We start from the raw sequence: 11,494 nt of genomic DNA on the forward strand, positions 1-11,494 counted from the left end.
GCTCTTCCCCCATCTCCTTACTTGTCGGCCATGCGCTGCGCGAGGCTGCGCGGGCGCATGTCGGTCCAGTTCTCCTCGATGAAGCGCAGGCAGGCCTCGCGCGTGTCGCTCGGGTGCGCGACGGTCCAGCCCGCGGGCACGTCCACGGTGACCGGCCAGAGCGAGTGCTGGTTCTCGTCGTTGACGAGCACCACGTACGTGCCGTCCGGGTTCTCGAAGGGGTTCGTCATGTCAGCTCCTTGAGGGGGTTACGGGTTGAGGGTTGATGGAGGGAGTTGATGGAGGGAGGGGGGGCTTGCAGGGCGCCGGAGAGGATCTCGCCCACCGGCTTCAGGATGTGCGGCAACAACATGTCGTCGTGGGAGCAGGGAACTTGGTGCTCACCGACCCGTCCGGTGACGTGTGCCGTCCAGGCGTCCCGTCCCTTGCCGGGTGCGGTCCTGGACCCGTCCCGCCCGAGCTCCGCCGTCAGTACGAGGAGGTCACCGCGGAACACACCGGGTGTGAACGCCGCGCCGATGCCCGCGTTGTGCCGCAGGGTGTGTGCGAACGTCCGCAGGTCGTCCGCCGTGAGGTTGGCCATCACCGCGCCGACCTGCTGGAAGAACGCGCTCAACGCGGTCGGTGTCAGCGGCTCACCGGCACCGACGGTGGTGATGGCCTCCGGATCGTAACCGGCGTTCGCGGCGATCATCCTCAGCATGCTGTCCTCGTCCGCGGGGACCGGCTCGGCGCCGCTCTTCGCCGTGGTCGGGAACGCGTCCAGGAGGGCCAGGAGCGCGATCTCCTCGCCCTGCTCCTGCAGTTGCGTGGCCATCTCGAAGGCGACGAGGCCGCCGAACGACCATCCGACGAGGTGGTACGGGCCCCTGGGCCGCACCGAACGCAGCTGCTCCACGTAGTCCGCGGCCATCGCCGAGAGCGTGGCCGGGGGCTCCGCGCCCTGAAGGAGGGTGCGGGCCTGGAGCCCGTAGAGCGGGTGGCCCGGCGGCAGATGGTCCTTGAGGTGGTAGTAGCCCCAGCTGTGTCCGCCCGCGGGGTGGACGCAGAAGATCGGCGCCCGGTCCCCTTCCAGGTGCAGCGGCAGCAGGACGTCGCCCTCCGCCTTCGCCGCCCCGCGCAGCCGCTCGGCGAGCCCGGCCACGGTGGGCGCCTCGAAGAAGTCCCTGGGCCGCAACTGCGCGCCGAGGGCGGCACGGATCCGGCCGATCAGCCGCATCGCGAGCAGCGAGTGCCCGCCGAGGGCGAAGAAGCTCGTGTCGCTGCCGACCAGGGCGACGTCCAGGCCGAGGACTTCGGCAAAGAGCCCGGCGATGATCCGCTCGTGCGGGGTGCCGGGGGCCCGGGTCGGACTGGTGGATCTGGTGTAGTCGGGCGCGGGCAGGGCCGCGCGGTCGAGCTTGCCGTTGGGGGTCAGGGGGAGCGCGTCGAGGGGGACGAGGGCTGTGGGCACCATGTGTTCGGGCAGTGAGAGCTTCAGCCGATCCCGAAGGTCTTGGAGGCCTTGGAGGCCTTGGAGGTCTTGCTGGTCTTGCGGGTCAAGGGGCGTGCCGTCGTCAGGTACGACGTAGGCGACCAGGCGGTGGTCGGCGGGCTTGTCCTCGCGGATGAGAACGGCCGCACTCGCGACGCCGGGGCAGGCGGTCAACGCGGCCTCGATCTCGCCGAGTTCGATGCGGAACCCGCGCAGCTTGACCTGGTCGTCGGTGCGTCCGAGGTAGCGCAGGGTGCCGTCGTTGTTCCAGGACGCGAGGTCCCCCGTGCGGTACATACGGGATCCGGGGGGCCCGTAGGGGTCGGCGATGAACCGTTCGGCGGTCAGACCCGGCCGGTTGAGGTAGCCACGCGCGAGGCCCGCCCCCGCCACGTACAACTCACCCGGTACCCCCGGTGCGACCGGACGCAGCGCGGCGTCCAGCACATACACCCGCGTGTTCGAGATCGGACGGCCGATCGACGGAGCACCCCCGCCATCGGCACGGTCCAGCTCGGCGGCCGTCGACCAGATGGTCGTCTCGGTGGGCCCGTACACGTTCGTCACCGCCCGGCCGAGACCACGGAGGGTCTCCGCCAGGTCCGCGGAGACGGCCTCGCCGCCCACCAGCACACGGCGCAGACCGAGGCCCGTCGCGCCGGGCGCCGCAGCCAACTCCCGCCAGAGCGAAGGTGTCGCCTGGACCACGGTGACCCCGGCTTCGGCGATCAGCCGGACCATGGCGAGCGGGTCGTTGGCCACCGAGGCACCGGGCAGCACGACTCCGGCGCCGCACAGGAGCGGCAGGTAGATCTCCAGCCCGGCGATGTCGAACGCGATCGTCGTCACGGACAGGAACCGGTCCCCCTCCCGCACACCGACCCGGCCCCTCATGTCCGCCATGAAGTTGGCGAGAGCCCGGTGGGGCACGGTGACGCCCTTGGGGGTGCCGGTGGAGCCTGAGGTGTAGATGACGTAGGCGGGGTGGGCGGGGTCGGGTGTGGTGGCGGGGTTGGTGGGGTCGAGTGCTGCCGTCTGCGCCTGGAGGACGGGGTCGTCGAGGAGGACGGTGGGGGTGCCCTGCGGCCAGAGGCCGGTGGTGGTGGTGTCGGTGAGGACGAGGGTGGGGCGGGCGTCCTGGAGCATGTGGCGGATGCGTTCCGCCGGGTAGGCCGTGTCGATGGGCAGGTAGGCGGCGCCGGTCTTGAGTACGGCGAGGAGTGCGGTGATCAGTTCCGGTGAGCGGGGCAGGGCGAGGGCGACGATGTGTTCGGGGCCGACGCCGTGTTCCCTCAGTAGCCGGGCCAGACGGTTGGCGCGGGTGTTGAGCTGGTCATAGGTGAGGTGGGTGCCGTCGGCGATCAGGGCGACGGCATCCGGCGTGGCCTCGGCCTGCGCCTGGAACAGCTCGGGGAGCGTGCCGGGCCGGGTGGGCACGGCGGTGTCGTTCCACTCTTCGAGCACCCGGTGCCGCTCGTCGTCCGACAGTACGTCGACGGAGGCGATGCCCTGGTCGGGATCGGCCACGACCGTACGCAGTACGCGCAGCAGCCGCTCCACCAGCGCGGTCGTCGTGTGCTGCTCGAACAGGTCGGTGCGGTAGGTGAGGGAGCCGGAGATCCCGTCGGGGGAGCCGTCCTCGCCGTGCCGTTCGGCCAGGCTGAGGGCCAGATCCGTGCGCGCCGCGTGGAAGCCTGCTGGCCGCACCGAGGCCTGCGTCCCCACGAACTCCATCGCTGCGCGCGGGGTGTTGTTGAAGGCGAGCATGACCTGGAAGAGCGGGTGGTGGGCGAGAGACCGGGTGGGGTTGAGTGCCTCGACCAGGCTTTCGAAGGGGACGTCCTGGTGGGCGTAGGCGTTGAGGTCGCTCTCGCGGACGCGGTCGAGGAGTTCGGTGAAGGTGGGGTCGCCGGAGAGGTCGGTGCGGAGCACGAGCGTGTTGACGAAGAAGCCGACGAGGTCGTCGAGTTCTTCCTCGCCACGACCGGCGACGGGTGTGCCGATGGGGATGTCCGTGCCCGCGCCGAGGCGGTGCAGGAGCACACTCAGGGCGGCCTGGAGCACCATGAAGACGGTCGTCTGGCGTGACCGCGCGAGGGTGGCCAGGGCCTGGTGCAGTTCGGCATCGATGCGCACCGCGACCACGCCGCCCTCGGTTCCGGCCTGCTCGGGATGCGGGTGATCGGTGGGCAGCTCGATGCGGTCAGGGAGCCCGGCCAGCGCTTGCTTCCAGTAAGCGAGTTGGGTGGTGAGCAGGCTGTCGGGGTCGTCCGTGTCGCCGAGGAGTTCGTGCTGCCAGAGGGTGTAGTCGGCGTACTGGACCGGCAGCGGCTCCCATGTGGGCGGGACTGCTGCGTGGCGGGCGGTGTAGGCGGTGCTGAGGTCGCGGAGCAGTGGTCCCATCGACCAGCCGTCCCCGGCGATGTGGTGGATGACCAGGACGAGTACGTGCTCGTCGGTGGTGTCGCTGAGGGTGAACAGGGCTCCGCGCAGGGGGAGTTCGGTCGCGAGGTCGAAGGGGTGGCGGACGGTGCGGTCGATCGCGTCGGTCAGTTCCGCTTCGGTGAGTGTTTCGGTCGTGATTTCGGGCTGTGCTTCGGTGGCTGGGCGGATGTCCTGGTAGGGCTGGCCGTCGTTGTCGGGGAAGACGGTGCGCAGGGCCTCGTGGCGTGCGACCACATCGCCCAGCGCGGCACACAGGGCATCGACGTCCAGGGTGCCGGTCAGGCGTAGCACGATCGGTACGTTGTAGGTGGCGCTGGGTCCTTCGTAGCGGTGCAGGAACCACAGGCGGCGTTGCGCGAATGACAGGGGTATCTGGTCGGGGCGTGTGGCGGGTGTGAGGGTGGGTCGGGCGGCCGGGTTTGTCGTGGCGTGGACGGTGGCTGCCAGGGTGGCGACGGTCGGGGCGGTGAACAGGTCGCGGATGGCCAGGTCCGCTCCGAGTACGGCTCGGACGCGGCCGATGAGGCGCATGGCGAGCAGGGAGTGTCCGCCGAGGTCGAAGAAGCTGTCGTCGAGGCCGATGTGGTCCAGGCCGAGGACTTCGGTGAAGAGTCCGGTCAGGAGCTCCTCGCGTGCGTCGCGCGGGGCCCGGGATGACGTTGCCGTAGCGGCGTAGTCGGGTGCGGGCAGTGCCTTGCGGTCCAGCTTTCCGTTCGGCATCAGCGGCAGCGCGTCCAGGACCATGACGGCGGACGGGACCATGTGGTCGGGCAGGCGGTTGGCTACCTGGGCGCGCACGGTGGCCGGTTCGGCGTCGCTTCCGGCTTCGCTCACGACGTAGCCGATCAGGCGTCGGTCGCCGGGCCGGTCCTCACGGATGAGGGCGGCCGCACTCGCGACGCCGGGGGCGGCGGTCAACGCGGCTTCGATCTCGCCGAGTTCGATGCGGTAGCCGCGCAGTTTGACCTGGTCGTCGGTGCGTCCGAGGTAGCGCAGGGTGCCGTCGTTGTTCCAGGACGCGAGGTCGCCGGTGCGGTACATGCGTGACCCGGGGGGCCCGTAGGGGTCGGCGATGAACCGTTCGGCGGTCAGTCCGGGCCGGTTGAGGTAGCCACGGGCGACACCCGCGCCCGCCACGTACAACTCACCCGGCATTCCCGCGGGGACCGGGGAGAGTTCCCCGTCCAGTACGTACACCCGCGCATTGCCGATGGGGCGGCCGATGGGTGGGATTTCCGGCCCCGAGAGGGGGTTGCTGAGGGTGGCGCACACGGTGGCTTCGGTCGGCCCGTAGGCGTTGACCATGGTCCGGCCCACGGACCAGCGTGCGGCAGTGTCCGGTCCGCAGGCCTCGCCGCCCACGACGACCGTCATCGACGGCGGGATGTGTGCGGTGTCCAGCACACCCAGGGCGGAGGGGGGCACCATGCAGTAGGTTACGCCCGCGTCGGAGAGGACACGTGTGAGCGCGGGGCCGGGAGCGAGCTCGTGTGCGTCGGCGATTACGAGTGCGGCACCGGAGAGCAGCGCCAGGCTCCAGTCCCAGGTGGCCGCGTCGAAGCTGGGCGAGGCGAACTGCAGCACCCGGCTGCCCGGACCCACACCGAGGTCAGGCGCCGAGGACGCCACGAGACTGACCAGACCCGCGTGCGTGACCACGACACCCTTGGGCACCCCGGTCGAGCCGGAGGTGTAGATGACATAGGCAGGATGCTCGGCCGCGACCAGCTCGGCCGCGACCGGACCGGCCGGGGCGGAAGCCGCCAACTGTGCTTGCACAGCGGGATCGTCAAGGAGGACGAGGGAGGTGTCCTGCGTCCACAGATGCATGCTCGTCGTGTCCGTCACGACCAGTGCCGGGCGGGCATCCTCGACCATGAAGCGGATCCGGTCCACCGGATACGCGGTGTCGATGGGCAGATACGCCGCCCCCGCCTTCCACACCGCGAGGACGGCGACCACCAGCTCCGGTGACCGCGGCAGCGCCAGCGCCACCACCTGCTCCGGCCCCACCCCACGGTCCATCAGCAACCGCGCCAGCCGATCCGCACGCGCATCCAACTCACCGTACGAGTAAACGGTGTTGCCATCCGCAGCCAGCACCGCCGCCGCATCCGGAGCCTGCGCGACCCGCGCCGCGAACAGAGCCGGGGCCGTTTCCGCAAGCACCTCTACCGCCGGACCGGCACCCCACTCACCCACCACCCGCTCACGCTCACCAGCGGAGAGCAGCTCCACCGCACCGACCCGCCGCCCCGCATCCTCAGCCACAGAACTCAGCAGACGAACCAGGCGGTCGAGGAGAGCGTCCGCGTCCGGGCGGGTGTAGTTGTCGGGGCGGTAGTCGAGGCGCAGGCGCAGCTCGGGGCCGGGGACGATGACGAGGTTCAGCGGGTAGTGGGCGCCGTCGTAGCCCTTGGCCCCGGTGACCCGCAGGCCTCCCGCATCCTCGGCGGGGTTGGCGGTGCGGGGGGACAGGTAGTTCTCGAAGGCGACGACGGTGTCGAACAGGCTGCCCGTACCGGCGGCCCGCTGGATCTCCGTCAGGGACAGGTGCTGGTGCGGCAGCAGCGCACCCTGCTCGTCCTGCACACGTGTGGCCAGATCGGCCCACGTGTCCTCGGAGTCCAGCCGCACCCGGACCGGCACCGTGTTGATGAACAGACCGATCATGCCCTCGATACCCGGAATCTCGGGAGAGCGCCCCGACACCACGGCACCGAAGACCACGTCGTCCTGACCGGTCATCCGGCCGAGGAGCACACCCCACGCGCACTGCACCAAGGTGTTGAGGGTCACGCCGGCGCGGCGTGCCTGGGCGTCGAGTTCCGCCGTGGTGTCCGCGTCCAGGTGGGACACCAGCCGCTCGGGCAGGGATGTGGACCCCTGGTCGGCCGAGGGTGCGACCGCCGCCGCGTACGTCGGTTCGGCCCCCGCCATCGCCTGCGTCCACGCGTCCTGCGCCGCTGTCCGGTCGCGCTCCACGAGCCACGTCAGGTAGTCGCGGTAGGGGGTCGGCCTGGGCAGGGCGGAGTCGTCGCCGCCGGATGCGTACAGCCGGTACAGGGCGAGGAGTTCATTGATGTGGAGGGCCGAGGACCAGCCGTCGGTGAGGATGTGGTGCTGGGTGATGGCCAGGCAGTGGCGGTCTTCGCCCAGGCGCACCAGGGCGAACCGCATGAGCGGCGCCTGTGCCAGGTCGAAGCGCCGGGCCCGCTCCCCGCTCAGGAACTCGTCCAGGGCCGCTTCGGTGTCGGCTCCGGCCTTCGCGCCGTCGGACAAGTCGACGTACTGCCAGGGCAGTTGAGTCCCGTCCTCGATGACCTGCACCGGCCGGTCGAGGCCGTCGTGGCGGAATGCCGCCCGCAGGTTGGGGTGTCGCTCCAGCATGCGCTGTGCCGCCGCCCGCAGGGCCTCGCCGTCCACGTAACCGTCGAGGCGCAGCGCCATCTGGACCATGTAGACGTCGAGGGCGTCGGGGTCCGCGCCGTCGGCGAGGGCGTGGAAGAGCATGCCCTCCTGGAGCGGGGACAGCGGCCAGACGTCGGCCAGCGCCGGGTGCTGCTGTTCGAGTCGGGCGATCTGCTGCTGGGTGAGGTCGACGAGGTCGAGATCGCTGGGGGTCCGGCCCGCGGCCGCCGGTCCTTCGGCGTGCGCGCCGAGTGCGGCGAGCGCGGCCAGCCAGGCGTCGGCGAGCTCCTGGACGCGGTGGCGGGGGAAGCGGGCCTCGGGCCATTTGAAGGTCGCGCTCAGCGCGGAGCCGTCGGCGGAGTCCACGGTGACGGCATTGATCATCAACGGGTGCGGGGCCCGCATGCGCGGGTCCAGGCCGCCGAGCGACGGGTTGCCGGGGACCTGCTGCCAGTCTGCGGCCGCGGTGTCGGCGCCGGGGACCGGCACCGTGAACCGGCCGAGGTAGTTGAAGGAGACCTGGGGGGCGGGGAGTTGCGCGAGGACGGGAGCCGTCTCCGGGTTGAGGTGGCGCAGCAGCCCGTAGGCGAATCCGTTGTCGGGGACGGCGCGCAGCTGCTCCTTGACCTGTTGCAGCGCACGGCCGACCGCGGGGCCGCCGGTGCGCAGCTCGGCGGCCGGTACGGCGCCCGGGTCGAGCCGGACCGGTGCCATGCTGGTGAACCAGCCGACGACGCGGGCGGTGTCGGCCCCGGCGAGGTCGTCCTGGCGGCCGTGTCCCTCCAGGTCGATGAGGGTGGAGGTGTGCGTGGAGGTGTGCCGGGGAGCGTCGCGCCAGCCGGCGAGGGCGACCGCGAGCCCGGTCAGGAGCACTTCGTTGGTGGTGGAGTGCAGCGAGGCGGGCACGCGGGTCAGGAGCGCCTCGGTGAGCTCGGCCGGTACGCGCACGCGCAGCGAGGCCAGGGTGTCGGCGGTGTCGCGCGCGGAACGGTCCCCCGTGCCCCCCACCTCGTGAGCGTCTTCGGAGTCCTGCCCGAGGCGCGGTTCGGGCCGGGACAGCATCTCGGTCCACTGCGACAGCGTCGCGGTGGCGCGGGGTTCGGCGGCCAGCTCCGTGAGTCTGTGGGCCCAGTGCCGGAACGACGTGCCGACCGGCGCCAACTCGGGTGTACGTCCGGCGAGTACGGCCGTTCCCGCGACGGCGAGATCCGGCAGCAGAATTCGCCAGGAGACACCGTCCACCACCAAGTGGTGGATGGAGAGCAGCAGTTGGCCCGGCTCCACCGGTCCGTTGTCGAACCAGACCGCTTGCAGCATGACCCCGTCGTGCGGCGCGAGCCGTCCGCATGCCTGCTCCGCGTGGTGTACGAGGAGTGCGCGCCGCCGCTCGTCATCGAGACCGGCGGTCACCACGTGGGCGAGGTGCGGCTCGACCTGAACCGCACCGGCCTGCGGGACGTCGAGGAACCACTCGGCGTCGGTGCCGTCCCGCCGCACGAGGCGGGCCCGCAGCATGTCGTGGTGATCGACGAGCGCCTGCAGTACGTCGCCGAGCTGTGCGCGGTCGATGCCGCCGGGTACCTGTACGAGGACGGACTGGTGGAAGGCGTCGAAGGGGTGGCCGGGTTCGAGGAGCCAGTGCATGACCGGCGTCAGCGGTACCTCGCCCACGCCCGCGCGACCGGCGTCGGAGCCGTCTCCGCCGCTCCGGCCGTACCCGCTGCCGCCGTCGTCGCCGACCGGTCGCGCCCTGCGGGCCAGTGCCTCGGGCGTCTGGTCCTTGAAGACATCGCGGGGCGTGAGGTCGAGACCGTGCTCGCGGGCGCGGGTGACCAGGACGATGGAGCTGATGCTGTCGCCGCCGAGGGCGAAGAACCCGTCGTCGACGCCGACGCGGTCGGCGTCGAGGCCGAGGACGTCGGCGAAGAGCCCGGCGATGATCCGCTCGTGCGGGGTGCCGGGGGCACGGGCGGGGGTGGTGGCGCGGGTGTAGTCGGGCACGGGCAGCGCCCGGAGGTCCAGCTTTCCGTGGGCGCTCAGGGGCAGTGCGTCCAGGAGCACCACGGCCGTGGGCACCATGTACTCGGGCAGCCGCGCACCGACGGCCTTCTTCACCTGTTCGACGTCGAGCCCCGCACCAGCCGCGCCACCGCCGGCCTCGTCGTCCTCGGCCACGACGTAGCCGACCAGACGTCGGTCGCCGGGCCGGTCCTCACGAATGAGAGCGGCCGCACTCGCCACGCCGGGGCAGGCGGTCAACGCCGCCTCGACCTCGCCGAGTTCGATGCGGAACCCGCGCAGCTTCACCTGGTCATCGGCGCGGCCCAGGAACTGCAGCGTGCCGTCTCCGTTCCACCGCACCAAGTCCCCGGTACGGTACATACGCGACCCGGCAGGCCCGTACGGATCGGCGACGAACCGCTCCGCCGTCAGCCCCGGCCGATTCAAGTAGCCGCGGGCGACACCGGGCCCGGCCACGTACAACTCACCGGGCACCCCGGGCGGCACCGGAGACAACCCCTCATCCAGGACATAGGTCCGCACGTTGGCGATCGGGCGACCGATCGGCGGCACCACCGCACCCGACAACGCCTCGCTCAACGTCGCGCACACCGTGATCTCCGTGGGCCCGTACGCGTTGAACATCTTCCGGCCCGCGGACCAGCGTTCCACGATCTCCGGACCGCAGGCCTCCCCGCCGACGATCAGCGTCAGCGAGCCCGGCAGCGTCTTCTCGGACAGCACCCGCAGCACCGACGGGACCAGCGTGCAGTGCGTGATTTCTTCGGTGCGCAGGAGTTCGAGGAGGTCGGGCCCGGGCGTGAGCCGCTCTGCGTCGGCGAGGACGAGTGTGCCGCCCGTCAGGAGGGCCGTGAAGAACTCCGACGCGGCGGCGTCGAAGCTGGGCGACAGGAACTGCAGCACCCGGGATCCGACGCCGATGCCCCACTGCTCGCTCTGCGCGAGCGCGAAGTTGGCGAGGCCCCGGTGCGGGACGGTGACGCCCTTGGGGGTGCCGGTGGAGCCTGAGGTGTAGATGACGTACGCCGGGTGGGCGGGGTCCGGAGCGCCGAGCCGGTCGGCGTCGGTGAGGTCGGACGCGTCCAGGACCGCGAGGTGCTCCCGTACCGCGGGGGTGTCGAGGACGACGACGGACGTGTCGTCCTGCTCCGACAGGATGTCGGCGGCGCTGGAGTGGGCCAGGACGAGGCTCGGACGGGCGTCCCGCAGCATGAAGCGGATGCGGTCGACCGGATAGGTGGTGTCCAGCGGCAGATAGGACGCGCCCGCCTTGAGCACGGCGAGCAGCGCCGTGATCAGGTCCGGCGACCGAGGGATGGCCAGGGCCACGATGTGCTCGGGACCGATGCCCCGTTCGACCAGGAGGCGGGCCAGACGGTTGGCGCGGGCGTTGAGGTCCGCGTACGAGACGTGGACGCCGTCGGCGCTGAGCGCGATCGCGTCAGGTACGGCCACCGCGCGCTCCTGGAACAACTCGGCTGCGCTACCGGCCAGTTCCGGCGTAGCCGTGTCGTTCCACTCTTCGAGGACGTGGCGCCGTTCGTCCTCCGACAGCACGTCGAACGACGCCACGCGCTGCGCCGGGGCGGCGACGCCGCTCTCAAGAACGCGGATGAACCGCTCGGCCATGGCGGAGACCGTGCCGTGGTCGAACAGGTCGGTGCGGTACGAGATCACACCGCTGATTCCGTCGGGGGAGCCGTCGTCGTCGTGCTGTTCGGCCAGGCTGACGGACAGGTCCATCCGGGCGGACTGAAGGCGGACGGCCTGGGGGGTGGCCTTGAGCCCGCCGAACTCCATCGCCGCACGCGGGGTGTTGTTGAGGGCGAGCATGACCTGGAAGAGCGGGTGGTGGGCCAGGGAGCGGGTGGGGTTGAGCGCCTCCACCAAGCCCTCGAAGGGGACGTCCTGGTGGGAGTAGGCGCTGAGATCGCTCTCGCGGACCCGGTCGAGCAGCTCCTCGAACGTCGGGTCGCCGGAGAGGTCGGTGCGGAGCACGAGCGTGTTGACGAAGAAGCCGACGAGGTCGTCGAGTTCTTCCTCGCCGCGACCGGCGACGGGTGTGCCGATGGGGATGTCCGTGCCCGCGCCGAGGCGGTGCAGGAGCACACTCAGGGCGGCCTGGAGCACCATGAAGACGGT

Annotated in this window: 2 protein-coding genes; both read right to left on the reverse strand. The window is 71.2% G+C overall.

Features of this window, described 5'->3' with window-relative positions:
• Positions 1 to 17: 17 nt before the first annotated feature.
• The gene (locus ACFVYL_RS08945) at positions 18 to 230 is read right to left on the reverse strand and encodes an MbtH family protein (RefSeq protein ID WP_389713934.1); all 213 of its coding nucleotides are present in this window, start codon (positions 228 to 230) and stop codon (positions 18 to 20) included.
• Positions 227 to 11,485: an amino acid adenylation domain-containing protein gene (locus tag ACFVYL_RS08950; protein ID WP_389713935.1), complete on the reverse strand. Its 11,259-nt coding sequence runs from the start codon at positions 11,483 to 11,485 to the stop codon at positions 227 to 229. Before ACFVYL_RS08950 ends, ACFVYL_RS08945 begins: the two co-directional genes overlap by 4 nt.
• Positions 11,486 to 11,494: the final 9 nt, after the last annotated feature.

Source organism: Streptomyces sp. NPDC058308 (genome assembly GCF_042880275.1).
GTDB lineage: Bacteria > Actinomycetota > Actinomycetes > Streptomycetales > Streptomycetaceae > Streptomyces.